17 protein-coding genes are annotated in these 19,548 nt (G+C 70.3%); 11 read left to right on the top strand and 6 right to left on the bottom strand.

Annotated features, from left to right (window positions below):
- Positions 1-24: 24 nt before the first annotated feature.
- A complete protein-coding gene (locus tag ACFY10_RS52755) occupies positions 25-5,007 on the bottom strand; it encodes an ATP-dependent helicase (protein ID WP_390672579.1) in 4,983 nt (1,660 codons plus the stop codon).
- A gap of 297 nt (positions 5,008-5,304) precedes the next feature.
- Between ACFY10_RS52755 and ACFY10_RS52750 the strand changes: the two genes are divergently transcribed.
- The 3 genes from ACFY10_RS52750 to ACFY10_RS52740 are packed head-to-tail and all read left to right on the top strand — an operon-like array spanning position 5,305 to position 7,237.
- The gene (locus tag ACFY10_RS52750; protein WP_390672578.1) at positions 5,305-6,270 is read left to right on the top strand and encodes a helix-turn-helix domain-containing protein; all 966 of its coding nucleotides are present in this window, start codon (positions 5,305-5,307) and stop codon (positions 6,268-6,270) included.
- The gene (locus ACFY10_RS52745; protein WP_390672577.1) at positions 6,171-6,932 is read left to right on the top strand and encodes an AzlC family ABC transporter permease; all 762 of its coding nucleotides are present in this window, start codon (positions 6,171-6,173) and stop codon (positions 6,930-6,932) included. The genes ACFY10_RS52750 and ACFY10_RS52745 overlap by 100 nt, the downstream gene beginning before the upstream one ends.
- The gene (locus tag ACFY10_RS52740; RefSeq protein WP_390672576.1) at positions 6,929-7,237 is read left to right on the top strand and encodes an AzlD domain-containing protein; all 309 of its coding nucleotides are present in this window, start codon (positions 6,929-6,931) and stop codon (positions 7,235-7,237) included. The genes ACFY10_RS52745 and ACFY10_RS52740 overlap by 4 nt, the downstream gene beginning before the upstream one ends.
- 11 nt (positions 7,238-7,248) lie before the next feature.
- Here the strand turns inward: ACFY10_RS52740 and ACFY10_RS52735 are convergent, their stop codons facing one another.
- Positions 7,249-8,193: a hypothetical protein gene (locus tag ACFY10_RS52735; protein WP_390672575.1), complete on the bottom strand. Its 945-nt coding sequence runs from the start codon at positions 8,191-8,193 to the stop codon at positions 7,249-7,251.
- 397 nt (positions 8,194-8,590) lie between these two features.
- Between ACFY10_RS52735 and ACFY10_RS52730 the strand changes: the two genes are divergently transcribed.
- Positions 8,591-8,776, top strand: coding sequence for a hypothetical protein (locus ACFY10_RS52730; RefSeq protein WP_390672574.1), 186 nt, complete (start codon positions 8,591-8,593; stop codon positions 8,774-8,776).
- Between the two features lie 1,078 nt (positions 8,777-9,854).
- Here the strand turns inward: ACFY10_RS52730 and ACFY10_RS52725 are convergent.
- The 4 genes from ACFY10_RS52725 to ACFY10_RS52710 form a co-directional block, all read right to left on the bottom strand.
- On the bottom strand, positions 9,855-10,217 hold the full coding sequence (locus ACFY10_RS52725; protein WP_390672573.1) for a hypothetical protein: 363 nt from the start codon (positions 10,215-10,217) through the stop codon (positions 9,855-9,857).
- A 208-nt stretch (positions 10,218-10,425) separates the two neighbouring features.
- Positions 10,426-10,884 (bottom strand): DUF6233 domain-containing protein, encoded by a 459-nt coding sequence (locus tag ACFY10_RS52720; protein ID WP_390672572.1) that lies wholly within the window; start codon positions 10,882-10,884, stop codon positions 10,426-10,428.
- A complete protein-coding gene (locus ACFY10_RS52715; protein WP_390672571.1) occupies positions 10,865-11,071 on the bottom strand; it encodes a hypothetical protein in 207 nt (68 codons plus the stop codon). Before ACFY10_RS52715 ends, ACFY10_RS52720 begins: the two co-directional genes overlap by 20 nt.
- Before the next feature lie 79 nt (positions 11,072-11,150).
- A complete protein-coding gene (locus ACFY10_RS52710; RefSeq protein ID WP_390672570.1) occupies positions 11,151-11,510 on the bottom strand; it encodes a hypothetical protein in 360 nt (119 codons plus the stop codon).
- Between the two features lie 141 nt (positions 11,511-11,651).
- Here ACFY10_RS52710 and ACFY10_RS52705 point away from each other — a divergent pair, with 141 nt between their 5' ends.
- From ACFY10_RS52705 to ACFY10_RS52675, 7 genes are all read left to right on the top strand, one after another.
- Positions 11,652-12,131 carry a hypothetical protein gene (locus tag ACFY10_RS52705; RefSeq protein WP_390672569.1) on the top strand — a complete coding sequence of 160 codons (480 nt, stop codon included), beginning with the start codon at positions 11,652-11,654 and terminating at the stop codon, positions 12,129-12,131.
- A 1,991-nt stretch (positions 12,132-14,122) separates the two neighbouring features.
- Positions 14,123-14,863 carry a DUF2786 domain-containing protein gene (locus ACFY10_RS52700; protein WP_390672568.1) on the top strand — a complete coding sequence of 247 codons (741 nt, stop codon included), beginning with the start codon at positions 14,123-14,125 and terminating at the stop codon, positions 14,861-14,863.
- Between the two features lie 67 nt (positions 14,864-14,930).
- Positions 14,931-15,173 (top strand): hypothetical protein, encoded by a 243-nt coding sequence (locus ACFY10_RS52695; RefSeq protein ID WP_390672567.1) that lies wholly within the window; start codon positions 14,931-14,933, stop codon positions 15,171-15,173.
- A 29-nt stretch (positions 15,174-15,202) separates the two neighbouring features.
- Positions 15,203-15,667, top strand: coding sequence for a DUF6197 family protein (locus ACFY10_RS52690; RefSeq protein ID WP_390672566.1), 465 nt, complete (start codon positions 15,203-15,205; stop codon positions 15,665-15,667).
- A gap of 92 nt (positions 15,668-15,759) precedes the next feature.
- Positions 15,760-17,532: a ParB N-terminal domain-containing protein gene (locus ACFY10_RS52685; protein ID WP_390672565.1), complete on the top strand. Its 1,773-nt coding sequence runs from the start codon at positions 15,760-15,762 to the stop codon at positions 17,530-17,532.
- Positions 17,533-17,599: 67 nt separating this feature from the next.
- Positions 17,600-18,022 carry a hypothetical protein gene (locus tag ACFY10_RS52680; protein ID WP_390672564.1) on the top strand — a complete coding sequence of 141 codons (423 nt, stop codon included), beginning with the start codon at positions 17,600-17,602 and terminating at the stop codon, positions 18,020-18,022.
- A gap of 136 nt (positions 18,023-18,158) precedes the next feature.
- Positions 18,159-19,376 carry a hypothetical protein gene (locus ACFY10_RS52675; protein WP_390672563.1) on the top strand — a complete coding sequence of 406 codons (1,218 nt, stop codon included), beginning with the start codon at positions 18,159-18,161 and terminating at the stop codon, positions 19,374-19,376.
- The last annotated feature ends 172 nt before the right edge of the window (positions 19,377-19,548 follow it).

Raw genomic sequence — 19,548 nt, 5'->3', positions numbered from 1 at the left:
CTCGGACAGCTGGGGCGCTTGCGGTCAGGCCCTGAGCCGCAGGCCGCGGGGGGTTGCGATGAAGCCTGCTCCTTCCAGGAGGGTGCCGATGGGGGACGTGAGGGCCGGGGCGCCGTTGACTCGCTCCACCGTGACAGTGCCGAGGGAGCCCGCTCGGGCGGCTGCGGCCAGGGTCTGAGCGGCTGCCTGCAGGCGTGGGTCGTCGGTGGCGGTGCCTTCCGGGTCGGCGGGCCAGGCCAGCAGCGTCTTGCCGCCGCGCTCCATATAGAGCGTCAGCTCGCCGTCGACGAGGACCACCAGAGAGCCCGCCTTTCGGCCCGGCTTGTGGCCCGCGCCGGTCGGGGGCTCCGGCCAGGGAAGCGCCGCGCCGTACGCGTTCGCCGGATCGGCGGCGGCGAGGACCACGGCTCGGGAGTCGGGGGCGGGGCGGCGAACCGGGAAAGCGGAGCCGAACGAGCCGGGTGTCGAGCCGGGGCCGCTTCGGGGGCCGCCTGCGCCTGGGGACGCGAGGTCGCGGGGCGAGACGTATTCGTCGCGCAAGGCGCGAGTGGGCGGGAGGCCGAAGTCGTCCTCGAAGCCGGTGATGTCGGACTCGGGCCGGTCTCCGCGGGCACGGTCCCCGCTCCGGGCGGCGCCACCCCCCGACTCGAAGCCGTCCGTCCAGTCGAAGGCGTCGGGACCGCCGGAGCCGTGGGGCGAGCCGAAGGGGGTGGCGGGGAAGCCGCTCGGCGTGCCGTCGGCCGACGGCTGCGGCAGGGTTTCGCCGCGGTCGCGGGCGTTGGACACCGCGCGCAGGCGGTCCACCGCGCCGTCCATCGCGAACTGTGCCGCGCCGAGCCCCTCCACCACGTAGCCGCGCCGTGCCTGGCCGCTCTCCTCGAAGGCGGACAGGATCCGGTACGTCGCCGAGAAGCCGCCCTCGATGCCTTCCGCCGAGACGGCCCCCCGGGTGACCACGCCGTGCCGGTCGAGGAGGGTGCGGGCGACGGCGTGGGCGCGCACCGTCGGGTCGGCCTCGCGTGCCGGGAGCAGGGACCAGCGGCCGGCGACGGTGGGCGGGCCGCTGCGGGAGGCGGGGCGGGCTGCGGCGGTCAGGGAGCCGTAACGCCCGCGTGGGACGCTGCGCTTGGCGCGGTGGGCCGTGGAGCCCGCGGTGCGGCCCGAACCCAGCAGGGAGCGCATGGGGGCCAGTGTGTCGTTCGTGAGGCGGCCGGACCAGGCCAGGTCCCAGACGGCGTCGGCCAGTTGGGGATCGGTGACTTCGGGGTGTGTGGTGGCGCGGACCTGGTCGGTGATCTGGCGGAAGAACAGGCCGTAACCCCCGGAGAGGGCGTCCAGGACGGACTGGTGGAGCGCTGTCAGTTCCAGGGGGTGCGGCGGGGGCTGGAGCAGGGGAGCGGCGTCCGCCAGGTACAGGGAGACCCAGCCGTCCTTGCCGGGAAGGGCTCCTGCGCCGGCCCAGACGACCTCTCCGGCGGCGGTGAGCTCGTCGAGCATCGCGGGCGTGTAGTTGGCGACGCGGGACGGCAGCACCAGCTTCTCCAGGGCTGACGCGGGCACGGATGCGCCCTGCAACTGCTCGACGGCACGCACCAGTCCGTCGATACCGCGCAGTCCGTGCCCCTTGCCGATGTGCTGCCACTGCGGCAGGAACTGGGCGAGCGCGGCCGGTGCGACCGGCTCCAGCTCGTGCCGCAGCGCGGCGAGGGAACGACGGCGCAGTCGGCGCAGCACGGCCGCGTCGCACCACTCCTGACCGATGCCCGCCGGATGGAACTCCCCCTGTACGACGCGGCCGTTCGCAGCGAGACGTTGTAGTGCGCCGTCCGTGACCGCCACGCCCAGGCCGAAGCGGGCCGCCGCCGTGGCCGATGTGAAGGGGCCGTGGGTGCGCGCATAGCGGGCGAGTAGGTCGCCGAGCGGGTCCTTCACGGGTTCTGTGAATGCCTCCGGGACGCCGACCGGTAGAGCCGTGCCGAGGGCGTCGCGCAGGCGGCCCGCGTCCTCGATCGCCGCCCAGTGGTCTGCGCCGGCGATGCGGACCTTGATCGCGCGGCGGGCGCCGGCCAGGTCCTGGGCCCACTGCGGCTCGGCGCCGCGCTCGCTCAGCTCGGCGTCGGTGAGCGGGCCGAGAAGGCGCAGGAGGTCCGCGACGCCCTCGGCGTCCTTGACGCGCCGGTCCTCGGTGAGCCACTGGAGCTCCCGCTCCAGCTCGGTCAGCACCTCGGCGTCGAGCAGCTCGCGCAGCTCCGCCTGGCCGAGTAGCTCGGCCAGGAGCCGCGAGTCCAGGGAGAGCGCGGCGGCGCGGCGCTCGGCGAGCGGTGAGTCTCCCTCGTAGAGGAACTGGGCCACGTACCCGAAGAGGAGGGAGCGGGCGAAGGGGGAGGGCTCGGGGGTGGTGACCTCGACCAGGCGTACCTTGCGGGACTCCAGGTCGCCCATCAGCTCGACCAGCCCGGGGACGTCGAAGACGTCCTGAAGGCACTCGCGGACTGCTTCCAGGACGATCGGGAACGAGCCGAACTCACTGGCTACCTGGAGCAGTTGGGATGCGCGCTGGCGCTGCTGCCACAACGGGGTGCGCTTGCCCGGGTTGCGGCGCGGCAGCAGCAGCGCGCGGGCCGCGCACTCGCGGAAACGGGACGCGAACAGGGCGGAGCTGCCCACCTGGTCGGTGACGACCTGGTCGACCTCCCCCTTGTCGAAGACGACGTCCGCAGCGCCGACGGGTGCCTGGTCGGCGTCGTACTCCGTGCCCGCCTTCATCGGCTCCTGGTCGAGCAGGTCCAGGCCCATGAGATCGGCGTCCGGGAGGCGCAGCACGATGCCGTCGTCGGCGTGCATGACCTGGGCGTCCATGCCGTACCGCTCGGAGAGTTTGGAGCCGAGCGCCAGCGCCCACGGGGCATGCACCTGGGCACCGAAGGGGGAGTGCACGACGACCCGCCAGTCGCCGAGCTCGTCGCGGAAGCGCTCCACGACGATGGTGCGGTCGTCCGGGACGTGACCGCAGGCCTCGCGCTGCTCGTCCAGGTAGGACAGGACGTTGTCCGCGGCCCAGGCGTCCAGGCCCGCCGCGAGGAGACGCAGACGGGCGTCCTCCTTGGGCAGCGAGCCGACCTCGCGCAGGAACTGGCCCACCGCGCGGCCCAGTTCGAGCGGGCGGCCCAGCTGGTCGCCCTTCCAGAAAGGAAGCCTGCCCGGTACGCCCGGCGCGGGGGAGACCAGGACGCGGTCGCGCGTGATGTCCTCGATGCGCCAGGAGCTGGTGCCGAGCGTGAAGACGTCGCCCACGCGGGACTCGTAGACCATCTCCTCGTCGAGCTCGCCGACCCGGCCGCCGCCCTTCTTGGGGTCGGCTCCGGCGAGGAAGACCCCGAAGAGCCCGCGGTCGGGGATGGTGCCACCGGAGGTGACGGCGAGGCGCTGCGCGCCGGGGCGGCCGGTGACCGTGCCGGCGACGCGGTCCCACACCACGCGCGGGCGCAACTCGGCGAACGCGTCGGACGGATAGCGGCCCGCGAGCATGTCGAGGACCGCCGTGAACGCCGACTCCGGGAGCGAGGCGAAGGGGGCGGCGCGGCGGACCGTGGCGAGCAGGTCGTCGACCTGCCAGGTGTCCAGGGCCGTCATCGCCACCAGCTGCTGTGCCAGCACGTCCAGGGGGTTGGCGGGGACCTTCAGGGATTCGATGGAGCCGGTACGCATGCGCTCGGTGACCACCGCCGCCTGGACGAGGTCGCCGCGGTACTTGGGGAAGACCACGCCGGTGGAGACCGCGCCCACCTGGTGTCCCGCGCGGCCCACGCGCTGCAGGCCGGAGGCGACGGACGGCGGAGACTCCACCTGGACGACAAGGTCCACGGCACCCATGTCGATGCCCAGCTCGAGGCTGGAGGTGGCGACCACGGCGGGCAGGCGGCCCGCCTTGAGGTCCTCCTCGACGAGGGCGCGCTGCTCCTTGGAGACCGAGCCGTGGTGGGCACGGGCGATGACGGGTGGTGCGCCCTGCGCGGCTCCGGATCCGCCCATGAGCTCGGCCGGGGTGTGGTGCTCGTCCAGCGTTTCGCCGGTTGCCCGCTCGTACGCGATCTCGTTGAGCCTGTTGCACAGGCGCTCAGCGAGGCGGCGGGAGTTGGCGAACACGATCGTGGAACGGTGCGCCTGGACGAGGTCGGTGATCCGCTCCTCGACGTGCGGCCAGATCGACGGGCGCTCTGTGCCCTCCGATCCGTCGGCGACCGGGGAACCGCCCAGCTCGCCCAGGTCCTCGACCGGGACGACGACCGAGAGGTCGAACTCCTTGCCCGACTTCGGCTGGACGATCTCCACCTTGCGGCGTGGTGAGAGGTAGCGCGCGACCTCGTCGACCGGGCGGACCGTCGCCGAGAGGCCGATGCGGCGGGCCGGCTTCGGCAGGATCTCGTCCAGCCTCTCCAGGGAGAGCGCGAGATGCGCGCCGCGCTTGGTGCCCGCCACCGCGTGCACCTCGTCGAGGATCACCGTCTCGATCCCGGTCAGCGCGTCGCGCGTGGCCGAGGTCAGCATCAGGAACAGGGACTCCGGGGTGGTGATCAGGATGTCCGGGGGTCGGGTGGACAGGGCGCGACGCTCGGCGGCGGGGGTGTCGCCGGAGCGGATGCCCACCTTCACCTCGGGCTCGGGCAGGCCCAGGCGCACGGATTCCTGACGGATACCGGTCAGGGGGCTGCGGAGGTTGCGCTCGACGTCGACCGCGAGGGCTTTGAGCGGCGACACGTACAGGACGCGGCAGCGCTTCCTGGGGTCTGCGGGCGGCGGTGTCGAGGCCAGCTGGTCCAGGGCGGCGAGGAACGCGGCCAACGTCTTGCCGGAGCCGGTGGGGGCGACCACCAGCACGTCCGAGCCCGCTCCGATGGCCTGCCACGCGCCCGCCTGGGCCGCGGTGGGCGCGGAGAAGGCCCCCGTGAACCAGCCGCGGGTCGCGGGGGAGAAGCCGTCGAGGGCTCGGTGTGCGGAGCTGACCATGCGTCCATCCTGCACCCGCCCACTGACAATGACTCTGACCTGCGGTTCCGCTGCGCTGGGCGTGAGCCGGGCGCGGTTGTGGGTTCGTTGTGGGTCGGGGGCGCGGCGGTGCGGCGAGCCCGCCGCCCGCTGTTCGTCTGCCTGTTGCCTGCGTGGGCCGGGGCTGGGGTCAGGTACGCGGCGGGCTGCGCCGCACCGCCGCGACCCGCTCCCGTGCGTCGGCGGCTGCGGGTGGGTGGGTGGGTGGGGGTGCGGGACTCCGGGCTGCTTTGCATTGGCCCGGCGGAGAATGGGTGCATGGCTGGTTCGGGGAAGGAGGCGGCGCGGCACTGGCGGTACGCCGGGCTGCCGGGGGTCGATCTGCTCCGCGCCCGGTATATCCGCAAGGAGTTTGTGCGGCACACGCACGAGCACTTCGTCATCGCCGCTATCGCGGACGGGGTCGAGGTCTTTCACCACCGCGGGGCCGATCAGTACGCCGGGGCGGGGGCGCTCGCGCTGGTCAATCCTGATACGCCGCACACGGGGCGTGCCGGGGTGCCCGAGGGGTGGCGGTACGGGGCCGTGTATCCGTCGCCGGAGGTGGTGGCCGAGATCGCGGCCGAGGCGACTCTCATTCGTGGGACGCCGGGGTTCGTCAGTCCGGTGCTCGACGATCCGTACACCGTCGGGCTCGTGCATCAGGTGCTGCGGGCCGCGGAGGACGGCAATGCGCTGGCCGCCGACACGCTGCTGCGGGTCGCTGTGACAAGGCTGCTACGGCTCAATGGCGGGTCGTTGCCGCAGCGGGAGGTGCGGACGGCGGGTGCCCGGATCGCGGCACGTGCGCGTGCCGTGCTGCAGGAGCGGCTGGCCGAGCCGCCGACCCTGGAGAGGCTTGCGGCAGGTCTCGGCACCAGCCCGTTCGCGTTGCTGCGGGCGTTCCGAGGCGCCTATGGGATGCCGCCGCACGCCTGGCTCACGGACGAACGGGTGCGGCAGGCGCGGCGGCTGCTGGACGCCGGTACGACGCCTGCCGAGGCAGCCGTCGCCGTCGGGTTCACCGATCAGCCGCACCTGAACCGGCACTTCACCCGGATCGTCGGCGTGCCCCCTGGTGCATACCGGCGTGAGCGCAAGAACGTACAAGACGCGCGAGGGCGGCTGCTCCTACCGTCCGGTGCGTGGCAGAACAGACAGCTCTCGCAGACATACGTCCCGAAGACGGGGGTAAAGCGGACTCCGCCGTCGTACGGGACGCCCTCGGAGTCGGCGTCGCCGTAGGACTGTCCGGCTTCGCCTTCGGAGTGACCTCGGCCGGTAGCGGGCTCACGCTGCTGCAGACCTGCGCGCTCAGCCTCCTGGTGTTCACCGGTGCATCCCAGTTCGCCCTGGTGGGGGCGCTCGCGGCCGGGGGCAACCCGCTCACGGCAGCGGCAGGCGCCTTCTTCCTGGGCGTGCGCAACGCCTTCTACGGGCTCCGCCTGTCCCAGCTGCTGGCCCTCCCGCGCGCGGTGCGGCCGTTCGCAGCGCAGTGGGTCATCGACGAGACGACCGCGGTCGCACTGGCGCAGCCCACGCGCCGGAGTACGCGCATCGGGTTCGCCGTCACCGGGCTCAGCCTGTACGTCCTGTGGAACCTCACCACGTTCCTCGGAGCCCTGGGTGCCGACGCCATCGGGGACACCGACGCATGGGGCCTCGACGCCGCCGGGCCCGCCGTGTTCCTGGCGCTTCTCGCGCCGATGCTCAAGACCAGCACCGAACGGACCGTCGCAGGACTCGCCGTCCTCCTGGGGCTCGGCCTGCTGCCCGTACTGCCCGCCGGAGTGCCCGTCCTGGTGGCCGCGCTGGCAGCGCCCGCCGTTCTCTGCCTGGAGGGCCGCCGCAGGGGCACGTCATGCAACGAAGCACACGAGAACGACGTACCAGAGGAAGACCGTTGAACACCTGGATCGCGATCGGCGTGACCGCTCTCGGCTGCTACGCCGTCAAGCTCGCCGGGCTGCTCGTACCCGCGGGCGCGCTCGAGAAGCCGCTGGTCAGGCGTCTGGCCGCGCTGTTGCCGGTGGCCCTTCTCGCCGCCCTCACGGCCCAGCAGACCTTCGCCGACGGGCACGCCCTGGTGCTCGACGCGAGGGTTGCGGGGCTTGCGGCCGCCGCTCTGGCGTTGGCCCTGCGTGCCCCGTTCCTGCTCGTCGTGGCGGCGGCCGTGGTGGTGACCGCCGGGGTGCGCGCCATGGGCGGGTGACGGCTCCCGGGTCAGCCGATGGGGCGCCCGTGCGCCCTGAGGGTGCGCAGCGCCTCGATGGTCACCATGGGGCGGGCCTCCAGGGCAATGCCCGGTGCCCACTGGCGCCAGCGGAGCGGCCAGCCGCCGTCCTCCTGCTGCGCTTCCGCGAGGAAGTCCAGGGAGCGTGTCATCTCGGCATCTGTGAACCAAGCGCGCGCCAGAGAACTCGGCGTCTTCGCGTAGTCGTGCGGGAAGTGGTGCTCGCCGGGCGCGTAGCCAGGGGCGACCGGATACGCCTCCAGGTGGTCGGGTTCCAGCGCCGCGAGCCGGTGTTCGCGCACCAGGCGGCCGAGGCGGCCGGCGGCCGCCTCCGCGCGCGGGCGGTCGGCAGCGGAGTCCAGAAAGGCCACGGCGGCCTCGACCTCGTAGGGGTGGGACTTCTCCAGCGATTCGACCGCATGCCAGCAGAAGTCAGTGGCCCTGAACAACCAGGCGTGCCAGACCTCGTTGCGGTGCAGCAGGCCCACCACCGGCCCCGTGGCGAGGAGTTCGCTGGGCGGGGCGTCCACGATCGGGATGAAGGGTGCTGCCGGATAGCCGCGCTGGCTGGGATGGATCGCCGGAAGCGCGCCGTCCGCCGTGGAGACGGAGGTCAGATAGCGGCACACGCGCTCCACCCGCTGTCCGCCACAGCGCCCGATGGCGTCCAGGACGCGCAGCGCGTGCCCGGTGTGCAGCGGCTGGCTGACCGGACCGCGCAGATCGGGCTCCAGCGCGTGGCCGTAACCGCCGTCCTCGTTGCGGTACGCGTCCAGCGCGGTCTCCACCGGGTCGGCGCCGCCGTTCAGGAAGTGGTACGCGAAGAGGCGCTGCTCCAGCACGCGCGCGGTGAGCCAGACGAAGTGCTCGGCGCGGAAGAGCGGGGAGCGTGCCGGGGGTGTGGCAGGGAGTGGTGAAGCTCCTGTTTCGGACATGCGACAGACCGTAGGGCGGAAAGCGGTCTCGGCAAGGGGTCCCGGCTCAGGCCCACCCTCAGGGGCGGGATACTGAAGGCATGCGGTTGACGGTCTTCTGGCAGCGGAAGGGCCGCCGACCTGCGGAGATCTTCGCGAGTTAGTGCGATGACCTGTACTGTTGTACGGAATCGAAAGCCCTCCACGTCCCGGCCCGTCCCGCGCTGAAACTCCCTGAAAACTCCCTGGATTCGTATTCGAACTCCCTGGAAACCCCCTGGGGTGAGGGTGCGACCGGGGAGTTTTGGGCCGCCTGCCTGGCCTGATGGTGGCAACTCTCTGTGACTTCTGTGCGCTTCACCTTATGGCGTTGGCCTACCGACGCTACCTGGATGACGTAGTGCGGCGACGAGCTGACGTGTTCGACTTCATGACGCGGGCCGCCGAGTTCCGGACCGAGTTCCGCACCGGCGGCAGCACCGAGGCACACGCCCGGGGCATCAACAGGTCGGCAGTGACCCGAACCTTCGAGCAGGCCCGCGTGGAGGCTCTGGAGGTCTGTGCCAAGCACCCCGACAGCGACCTGACCAGCACGCAGGCATGACGCAGCAGAGGCCCATCTCACGGCGTCCGAAGTGACATGTTCTTCGTCACAAAGCAGCTCGGCCCGCTCCGAGGAGGAGCGGGCCGAGCTGCGCAGGGGAAACCGTGGGGTCAGCCCACCACTTCAGAGGTCGGGAAGCAGACGGTCTGCCACCGGTCGGGCTTGTCGGTCTGCGACCAGCCGTTGACGGTGTCCGGCTTTGCCGCTCCGCTGGGTCGATGATGAACCCGTTCTCGATCAGGCGACGCCCGAATGACGCGGGGGCGAAGCCGTACTCCGCCGGCCCCAGGTCTCAGGCGACGACCGGCCGCACCGGGTCTGAGTCCGTGAGGTGGCCCCTCCGTGGGTCCTCGATTGGCAGCGGCGCCACGATCAGGCGCCAACGTCCATCCTGCACGTCCACAATGGCACGATGCGGTCCGGTGGGCGTCATGTTCTCTCCAAGCGTTTGTGTCACCAGAGACTGAGGGGGCGGCCTGCTGCGACCGCCGCCTGAATGCGTGCTGTGATCTCGGCTTCGGACTCCCCGCGTTCCTGGCCGGCCCGGATGGCGGCGCCGATCGCGCGGGATCTTCCGGCGGGGCCGCGAAGGTCGGCGAGGGGGCTGCCCGGGTCTCTACGGCGGGTCAGCCATTCGGCCCGGTTCTCCGCTGCTGTGCCCAGTCGGAGGTGCGTGGGTTGCTGGCAGCAGTGGTTGTCGCAGGTGTGGCAGACGGTCGGGCTATCGGTCCCCCACCCGAGGCGAGGGATGACGCCGTGCGCGAGCTGATAGCCGTACAGGTGGCCCGGTACCGTGCCGCGTCGAGTCCTGCCCGGTCGGGAGGCCGCCCTGAAGCTGGCATGGCCAGTGCTGGAGATCCCGCCGAGGAAGAACCAGCAGTCCTCAGTGGAGCCGGTGCGGTAGACCTTGGCCCAGTAACGTGCTCGAACGGACTCGTTGGCCAGCCAGCTGGCCCACTCAACCGCTGGTATGCGTACGGGCGTTGGTTCACCGATGAGGGCAAGCTGTTCGTCAGCAGGAGCGGGCCCGGACCGGTTCACCGCTGCGAGCGGGAAGAGTCCGGGCCCGAAGTCGTTTTCAGGCGGCATCAGCCCGGCCGTCGTCCGATGCCGAGATCGGGGCCGGGGTGTCGAAGGCCGGAGGGGGTTGAGGCGATGCCTCTGCCCGAGACTTAGGGGCCCGGCGGGAACGCGGCGGGCGTTCGGCGCGGGCACGCAGGGCCTCAATAACCTCCTTGGCACGAGCGGCGGTAACAGGCTTCGCCTCACGCTCCAGTTCCTCCGCCGGCACACCCAACAGATCCGCGACCAGATCCGCGTCATTGTCGAACAACCGAAGGACGACCGCGGCGGCCTCCCGTGCCGCAACGTCGGCCTCGTCCTTCGCTCGCGCCGCCTTCACCGCGGCCTCGCGCGTGGTCAGCACGTTCGCCGCGGCCATCTCCCTCGTCTTCGCTTGGAGTGCTTCGACAGCGCGAACCCGCCGCCGCAGCTCTGCCGCGCTCACTGATGCAGCCGGAGTCGTGCTCACCCGAGCCCCCAGTCCTGTTCGAAATTGCTGCTCATCGCGCGCACCGTAGGCACAGGTCCGCGGACATCTCGAACCACAGGGCCTCGGCATCCGGTGGATACCGCCCGCCTTCGCTGCCCTAGGCCACGTCAAGCCCCAGTTCGGTGTCCGGCCGGCAGAACTCGCAGGGTTCGATGTTCGGGTCGGTGAGCGCGGCTCGCGCCTCGTCGGCCCTGATCCGGTGCCGGGGACCCGAGATCATCGTGCAGTCGTCGAGGTGGATTACTGCTGGCTCAGGTCCTGTGGGGGTGCGCTTCTGTTGGACGACGAACCCGACTCGGGGCTGCGTCTGGGCCAGGGCCGGGAGTCCCTTGGCTCCCTTGACTGGCCGACTCGCACGCCTCGGGGTCGGGGCCTCAGCTTGGGCCAGTGCAGCCTGCACCGCTTTCCACTGAAGCAGCAGATACGTGCCGACGGTCTTGTTGTCGGCGAGCTGCTCGTCCAGGTGCGCGGCGACGGCGTCATTGACGGCAAGCTGCTGTTCGAGGTGCGCGAGGATCGTCCGGAGTCGGCGGGGATCAGGCGGCAGCTCGGACATGGCGTACACCGTGCAGCGATGCCCAGCCAGCCGACCGCTGCCCCTGATAGTGGGGGTGAAACAGCACTACCGAGGACAGGTGGATCAGGCGCCGCCGGAGCGCGGTGCGCGGGCACACGGCAAGTTGCTGGTAGGTGGCGTGCCACTCCTCCTGTGCCTGGGCCAGGTCATCGGGAATCTGTCGCATGGCTCGATTCAAGCACTTGTTCGATTTTGTCCGCCAGTCAGCCACGTCACGCCATGAGCGTCGCTGTGGTCGGAGTGCTTCAGTTGGCCGCCTTGATGCTCGACCCAACCGGTCCGGGCGTCGGGTGCTGGGCCGCCACCTGCTCCAGCGCCGCGTACAGCGCCTGAGCACGCTGACTGTGCGGGCTACCGAATGCCTGCCGGTCGGTGGTAAGCAGCAGGGTCCAGTGCGCGTCGGTCATCCCCATCCGGCTGGCCGCCCGGACCGCGCTCAGCGCCGGCCGGTTCTCCCGTGTCGCTAGCGGCCCTCGTGCGGGCGACACCAGCTCCTGCGCGGGGCCCCGCAGCTGCTGGCGCAGATGCAGCGGCACCGCTTCCCACGTCGGGTCGTCCGCCCCGGGCAGTAGTCGGCCCTTGGTGGCTCCGGACTCGGCTAGCACTGGCACCACGGTATCGGCCGCCATGGGAAGGACCCGTAGGGCCGGTCCTTCCTTCGTCGCGGGGGGGGGGGGGGGGGGGGCGGGGGGCGGCCCCCCCCCCCCCCCCCCCCCCCCCCCGCGACGAAGAGAAACGATGCTGTCATGGACACTACTTCTGTGCAGCGCCACGACGAGCGCTCTTCGCCTTCTGGTAGGGGACTGGCCACGCGCGTTGTGGGTGCCGCCGGAACCGGTGCCGCTCTCACGTACCTGTCGCTCGGGTTGGTGGACTCGGCGTACCGCTACGACACCCGCACCTGCGCCAACGCGCCGGGCTTCTGTATGACGGTGTGGCCGGACGTCTCGCTCCTCGCCTCGTTCGCCATCGCGCTCGTCGGGCTGATCCTGGCGTATCGGCTTCTGGGCATCCACCCCCGGCTAGCGGTGATCCCGCCGACACTCCTGCTGGCGCCGCTCCCGCTGGACGCCGCGGAGTCAGTGGCCGGATTGCGGCCGGCCACCGTCGCAGGAGCGGTGTGGGCCGCCGCGCTGGCGCTGACGGTATGGCGCCCCTACCGGATCCTGGGACTGTCCGCCGCAGCCGCACTCCTCCTCGCATCCCTTGCCGTTCTGTACCGCTGACCAAATGGCAGAACTCCGTGCCGCCCTACAGTCACGCGCGGGCTGGGATGGCGTCCGATCTCGCCGGAACTGTGGTCCCCAAACACCACCCCGGTAGAGACACACTGCTCATGTCAGGTGCATGGCGGACGCATGGGTATCGCTGGCCAAGCGGAGCATCGGCAAACACGCTACCGCCACGGGTAGATGACCGTGATCAGACCGACATTACGCATTCAAGTTCAGTAGCCACGCCAATTCGCCGAGTCCAGATATGAGGTTCGCCTATGAGGCCAACTGTGATGCTCAAGCTGGCCAACTAGACCGCGTCGCCCACGCGGCCAGCTCTCTGGTCATCTGTATTACTCGCTCTTGTCGACGGTCTGACAAGAAAGGCCACGACACCCAGGCGGGGGCTGACAGCGCCACAACTAAGAGCACGGGTAGCATGCGGAGCGCAACCAATAAGGGCTGCGAGAGCCCATGAGGAAACAGATGCGGCACGGTAATGCCTCTCGGTCTAAAGCCAGGAAGAATGGGCTTGCCGGTGGTCTTGGTCTTGCACAAGCGCCATGTTGGTCGAATTTTGATGTGGGGGCAGTAGCTAGTTCGGGTGTTACTCAATGGCTTGTAAGTACTATAGGTCGCAAAATGTAGGAGCAAATTGCTTGATCCTGCATTTTGTAGCTCCACCGCACGGACTCAACGCCTCGTCAGCACTGGCTGCCTGCTGCTGCATCGCGCTGACTCGGATGTGTGAAGGCATGTCGTCTAGTGAGCACTGGCATCAGGTGGCACCGCTACGCCAAACCTTGGCCACTTCGTCGCCACTTTGACCGGCGCTGACGTCTCTGCGAGGCACCTGCACAGGTTTAGTGGCATGTCAACGCCAAACCGTGGCCACGTTGTGGCCACTTTGCGCGAGCCTGAGGAGTGCGCCGAACTGGTTGCCCCTGACATGAGAGCGGCGAGGCTGTCCCTCGATGCCTCACTGGCAGTAGACGCGTATCCGCCGCGCGCACTCCACTGGGGACGGACGCTCCGGCGGCCCCCAACCGTCCCATCTGTTTCCGGATTTCTGTCGCCGGTATTCCAGTAATCCATTGCATTGCATTTCGTTTCGTTGCGTGAGCGAAACTAAACCAAACTAAACTGCTTGGCTTGACATGATCCGCCGGGACTGGCTTGTGCCCCTGAAATTAGTGGTACGGTCGCAGCCATGGAGCCAACCGCTTACATGCTTCCGGCGACTGGTCTTGTCGCTCTTCTATCCGCGCTCGCAATCGTCGCCTTTGCCCACCCTGACCCGGCGGCGAGAAATCGTGCACTTCTGGTAATTCGAGTCATGCTTGGGTGGCGAGAGTGAATAAAGCTCGGCCTCGCGGTTGGGATTAGCGGACTGTCGGTCGTGCTTGCCATGAACATAATTTTCATCGGGACTGCGGGAGCTGCGCAAGTAGATGCAACGCGAACGATGTGATTCTGGGCCCTGGAGCGTGAGAATCCGTGATATTCCAGGCCAGGGGCTCGATGTGCTGTTCAGTAGCCCGCGACTCGCCGAGGGTGCCGGCGAGGGCGAAAAGGCTGCCTCCGGCGGGTCCTCCTCGGAGGGGGAGGGGGCTGGTCGGTCGGGTGCGGGAGCGTTGTGGTGCAGGTGAAGGCGGGGTTCCCTCCTCGGCCGGACACCCAGGGGGCGTATCAGGAACCCGGGCACGGCGTCCAGGCCAAGCCGCTGCGCGGTCGCTATGCGAGCCAGGACACCGCGCCCGGAACCCTGATACGGCGGAGCTGTCCGACCGAGGAGGGAACCCCGCCCAGGCCCGTTGTGGCCGGGCCCGGCCGGGCGGGTGCGGGTCGGTGGGCGGGAAAAGAGCAGGTCAGAGCATGTATCCGGGTTGACCCAACCCCTAGAACGTGGTTTAATTAGCGATGTCGGAAAGGGAGGGCAACCCCCGACCGGCACCCGGTAGGCCGACCGGCCGCCGACAACCTCTCTCACCAGGAGAATGAACGTGAGCACCACGAAGGCCCCCGCGAAGCTCGAAACTATCCGCGCTCTGCTCGCTAAGGCGGAGGACCCCCGTACGCCGGAGTCCGAGGCGGAGCTTGCCCGGAAGCGGGCGTTCGAGATGATGGCGAAGTATGGCGTCGAACAGGCGATGCTCAACGACGCCAACCCGGCCAGCGACGCCCCGACGGACCGCAAGATCGTTCTGGACAACCCGTGGGCGATGGAGCGGGTCCGCCTCATCCACCGCATCGCGGTCGCGCTGGGCTGTGAGCTGATCCACCTTGGCCGGGACGGCAGCGGCCCCGCCCGCCAGGTGCACATCTTCGGGTACGCGAGCGACCTTCAGCGCGTTGAACTCCTCTACACCTCTCTTCTGCTTCAGATGAACAGCGGACTTGCCGCTCAGTCGGTCCCGCCGGGCCAGGGTGCGCGTGCCTGGCGGCGGTCGTGGCTCCTCGGTTTCATCCACCGGGTGGGCGACCGCATCGAGGAGGCCGAGCGCGGCGCACGCGAAGAGGCCAGGGAGGAGACCAGCGTGACCGGCCGCAGCGCGGCCCTCGTGCTCGCGGATCGCAAGGCCGTCGTCTTGCGCAACTACAAGCAGGCGTACCCGCGTTCGCGGAAGGGCGGCACCACGACCGTGACCGGCAACGGGTACGGGGTCGGATGGAGGGCGGGAAGCCGCGCCGACATCGGCGGTAAGCGGATCGGCCGCACCACGGCCGGATCCATAGCCGCGTAGCCCCGTCAGGGCCGGGGGCGGCTGTCTGTCGCCCCCGGTCACCGTCTCACCCACCGAGGAGCCCCGCATGTACATGGAATGGGCTCGATTCCACAAGGCTGACGAGAACGGCCGCCACTACTTCCAGGTCTACAGCTTCCCCCAGGAGTGGGCCGCCTCGACCCCGAAGGAGCCCGGCACTGGCCGGATCAGCGAAGCCGCCGCTCTTGCCTACTCGATCATCTGCGCATCCGGTTGGCAGTGGCAGACGCCGTGTCACTGCGTCGAGTGCACCATCACGGCCAAGTCCGCTCAGCGCAGCAGCGCTTGACTGTCACCAACCACCGCCAGGAGGAAACGATGTCGTCTCGGAAGCCGCACGCCACCCCCGCCCGCATCCTCACGGCCGCCGCCGATCACATCGAACGGGTTGGGCTCTACCAGGGTGACCACCTCTGGCAGCCCGGCCGGATGGGCGACACCGCCCCGTGCACCGTGCTGCACGCGTGGGAACGCGGCGTGCGCTCCGTTCGGCCCCGCTGGTCCGTACGCGGTGAACCGTGGGACATCTTTCAACGCGCCCTGTTCGACTCCCTTGTGGTGCTCAGCAACCACATCAACGGCCGCCCCGTGTCCGGCGTCCGGTGGCGAAAGCTGAAGCTCACCGAGGATGCCTACCGGCGCACCCTGCTGTGGTGCTGGGGGGACGAGCCCGAGCGGACCACCGCCGAGGCCGCCGCCGTGATCCGCGCCGCCGCAGCCCTGCACCCGAGTGACGGCGATCACGGCATCCCCGGTTGCCCCACCCTCAAGAACATGGTTTAATTAATGATGTCGGGAGGGGGAGGGCAACCCCCCGACCGACACCCCCCCGGGCCGAACGGCCCGACGAACTCTCACCAGAAAGAGAAGGACCGATGACGCACACCAAGACCCAGGCCGGCGTCCAGACCGCCCCTGCCCCGTGGCCGATCCTCACGGTCGCCGAGCTGGCCGCGCACCCCGGCAACGTCCGCGACATCGAGGCCCCGGCCGATCTGGTGGCCGACGTGAAGGACAACGGCGTCGTGGAACCGCTGTACGTCGTGCGTACCAACGGTGACGTGCCGCAGGTCATCGACGGGTTCCGGCGGCTGGCCGCTGCCGTCGCCGCAGGGCTGGAGACCGTTCCGGTCACGCCTCGCCCCGTCATCCGGATCGACGCGCTCACCCCGCACCCGAAGAACGCCCGGGAAGATCTCGACCTCAACGCGCCGTTCGTGGAATCGCTCCGCGCCGAGGGGTGCCGCATCCCCGTCAAGATCCAGCGGCTCGACGGCGGAGTACTTCAGGTCAACGACGGGAACCGTCGCTACCACGCAGCGAAGGACGCGGGTCTTACTCACCTGCCGTACGAGTGGGAGGACGACGACCGCGACGAGGCCGGGCAGTTCCTCGACATGATCACGACCGCCCAGCACCGCAAGAGCCTCACCACGGCCGAGATGAACCAGGCCATGTTCAGTGCCGCCGAGGCGGGCGCGCAGGTCGGCCGCATCGCCAAGGCCGCAGGCGTGCGACAGAAGGACGTCAAGACTCTGGTCAAGGTCCGATCCGACGAGAAGCTGTCGGCCGCCGTCACCGGCGCGAGCAGCTACGAGTGGACGTTCGAGCACCTGGCCGCGCTCTCGGAATTCGCCGACGATGCCGATGCGCTCGCCGCGATCACCGAAGCCGCCGCCGAGGACGACGCCGACGAGGGAGACGTGGACTGGGCCATCGCCATCGAGCGGACCAAGCGCGACAAGCGGACCAAGGCCGAGGCCCACCGCGCGGAGCTGGAGACGACCGGGCAGAAGATCAGGGACGCCGAGGAGCTGTCCGAGCGGGCCATGCCCGTGTGGCGACTGCGTGGCATCAGCACCGAGGAGCACGCCGAGTGCAAGGGCCTTGTGTGGGTGTTCGACGAGCGGCGAGGCGACCGGTACGAGCCCTACTGCTCCGCCCCCGGCCTGTACGGGCACACGGTGCCCGAGGGCAGCAGCGGCACCGGCGGCACGAAGACCGCCGCCCAGGTGGAGGCCGAGCGCGCCGCCCGCGCCGCCGTCAAGAAGGGGAACATCGACTGGGACGCGGCCGAGGCCCTGCGCCGGAAGTGGATCACGGACCTGATCAAGCGGCGCAACCTCCCGAAGGCCACCACCAACACCCTGATCGGACACGTGAACAACGCTCTGCTGAACGGTAGTTGGGGTATCTCCGACGACCTGAACAAGGAGGGCACGACCGAGATCCTGGCCGGTTTCCTGGGCCTGAACGCCGAGCAGGCCAAGGACCGGGGCAGCTTCGCCGGGCGCGTCGCCAAGGACCCGCGCCGCGCTCCCCAGTTGCAGTTCGCTGCCATCGCCGCAGTCCGGGAGAAGTGCGCGAACCGGTCGGCGTGGCGGACGGACAGCCAGCACGCCCCGTGGACGCGGAAGCCCACCGGCCGCTGGTTCCAGGTGCTCGCGTCCTTGGGGTACCCGCTTACCCCCATTGAGCAGTCGGTCGTGGATGAGGAGCCCTACGACCCGTCGAAGAAGAAGCCCCGCGCGATCACGTCCGGCAGTGAGCCGGAGGCCGAGCAGGAGCCCGGCACCGACGAGGAGACGGGCGAGCCGGAGGCCGAGGAAGCCGACGACCCGGCCAGCGACGACGAAGCCGCCGCCTAACCACCTCAGCCGCCCGACGCCGGGGGGCGGGAACCCTCCCGCCCCCGGCCGCCCCAGGAGCCCCACAGTGACCCGTACGGCTCTGTTCGAGACCCGCGCCGACGACCACGGTTGCGGATGCGTCCCCGCCCCCGCCGAGCCCGACCCCGGCACTACCGCCGACATCATGCAGGCTCGCGCCATCGCGGGCGGACTCGCAGAGTTCGGCATTGGCCCCGCCCGCTGGTCCGCCGCCTACGACCACCAGGCCGCCGCCGTCGTCCTGCGCGTGGACACCCCGCGCGGACTGTACGCGCTCGCCATCCCGGCCCCCGGCCAGCCGTTCCCTGTCCGCCACCGGGGCGAGCGCATCGGAGCGCTGGACTGCCGCCGCACGTACGGCACCGCCGACAGCTACACCGCCGCCCTGTTCGCCGCGTTCCTGCGTGACCGCGCCGCACTCGACATCCCCGGACGGGATGCTTGCCCCACACCCCAAAACATGGTTTAATTAATGGTGTCGGAGAGGGAGGGCAACCCTCCTCCGACACCACGGGCCGCAAGTCGGCCCCGACCCCGGCCGCAGGCGGAGGGCAACCCGCCCGGCCGGGCCCTCGATTCCTCTCTCACCAGCAGGAGCACCCACGATGACCAGCGCAGCCATGCGGTTTTCCATCCCCGCCACGGCCCAGTCCCGCGTCCGTCAGCTTGTCGAGGCCACCAACGCCCGCGCCGCCGTCCACCAGCTCACCGCGTACGCGCTCGACATCTCCAAGCCGTTCCTTGCCGACTACCACGACATCGACGGCCGCCTGATCGGCCAGCGCCCCACCGTCACCGTGACGATCTCCGGTGACATCCCCCGTCACCACGGCTGGACCGTCATCGCCCGCCTGGACCACGACGAGGAGGGCGAGACGATCACCAGCCTGTTCCCCGGACTTCCTGAGCAGGACGCCGAGGCCGCGCGCCAGTACCGCGCCATCGAGAACTTCTGCCACGGGTGCGCCGTCGCCCGCCACCGCACCGCCACCTATCTCGCGCGCCACGAGAACGGCGAGATGCGGCAGTTGGGCACGACGTGCGTGGAGCCGTACACCGGTCTGCCGATCAAGGGGCTTGAGGCCCTGTGGCGGTTCGGCACGCTGAAGGACTCCGATTGGGACGGCGAAGAGGGCGGCATCCCGGCCGATCTCCGCGTCCCGGTGTTCGAGGTCCTGCGGGTGACCGCCGCCATCGTCAAGACGGAGGGCCGGTTCTACAGCCGGTCCGAGCAGTGGAAGAACACCATGCCGACCGCCGACGGTGTCGAAGCGTACTTCTTCGACCGCAAGGCCCCGATGGAGTGGCGGGCCGCCATCGACGCCGACCCCGACGCGCCGACCACCGCCGCCGCCGTCCGGGCATGGGCCGTCCAGGGATACGGCAGCCTCTCCGACTACCGCCACAAGGTGGGCCAGTTGGCGAAGGGCGAGACCGTCGACCCCCGTCACCTGCCGACGCTGGTGTCCGCCATCGCGGGTTGGTACCGCGACCAGGAGAAGGAGGCCACCGAGCGCGCCGCCCAGAACAGCAAGCCGCAGGGCACCGTGGGCGAGCGCATCACCACCAACGCCACCGTCACCACCGTGGTCGAGCTGGAAGGCCGGACGTACGGCTACCACACCCAGCGCCGCCGACTGGTGAAGTTCCAGGACCCGAGCGGCAACGTGTTCGTCTGGTTCAGCTCCGCCGCTGATGTCCCCGACCAGGGCGACGAGGTCGAGCTGACCGGCACGGTCAAGGACCACAGCATCTACGGCGAGACCGCGCAGACCGTACTCACCCGGTGCCGCGTCGCCGCACGCGAACCGGTCGCCGCGTAGCAGCAGCCCGGCCGGGCGGGAGCCACCGCCCGGCCGGACCCCGGCCGCCGGGCCGTGGGGGGGGGGGGGGGGGGGGGGGGCGCCCCCCCCCCCCCCCCCCCCCCCCCCCCCCCCCCCCCCGCCCCCCCCCCCCGCCGGCCCCCCGCGGCCCGCTCGCCGGGCTGGCGCGTCG

Origin of the sequence: Streptomyces sp. NPDC001401 (assembly GCF_042895385.1) — a bacterium.
Classification (GTDB): domain Bacteria; phylum Actinomycetota; class Actinomycetes; order Streptomycetales; family Streptomycetaceae; genus Streptomyces.
This window is presented reverse-complemented; position numbering and strand designations above follow the sequence as displayed.